1 protein-coding gene is annotated in these 246 nt (G+C 45.9%); it reads left to right on the forward strand.

Features of this window, described 5'->3' with window-relative positions; all coding sequences use genetic code 11:
- Positions 1-11: 11 nt before the first annotated feature.
- Positions 12-203: a hypothetical protein gene (locus ACCC94_RS30440; protein ID WP_413353264.1), complete on the forward strand. Its 192-nt coding sequence runs from the start codon at positions 12-14 to the stop codon at positions 201-203.
- Positions 204-246 lie beyond the last annotated feature (43 nt).

Raw genomic sequence — 246 nt, forward strand, 5'->3', positions numbered from 1 at the left:
GGTGATTAATCATGCTTGATTGGCTGAAGAGTTGGTTAAACGATATTGTTAAGTGGATAGCTGATTTCGCCGAGTGGATTCCTAGGAAGCTGTTTTCGGTGATCATGGGTCAGGTTGCGGAGTTTATAAACGCCATTCCGGTTCCGGATTTTGTTCTTCAGGCTAAGGCGGCTGCCGGCAATTTTCCGGCTTCCGTTCTATAATGGGCGGAAGCTATAGAACTTAGGTTCGGATTGGCAACTATTT

This window comes from Pseudomonas sp. Pseusp97, from assembly GCF_047304025.1.
GTDB lineage: Bacteria > Pseudomonadota > Gammaproteobacteria > Pseudomonadales > Pseudomonadaceae > Pseudomonas.

Coding starts and splice junctions, on each gene's coding strand:
- ACCC94_RS30440 (WP_413353264.1), top strand. CDS start 12: ATGCTTGATTGGCTGAAGAGTTGGTTAAACGATATTGTTAAGTGGATA.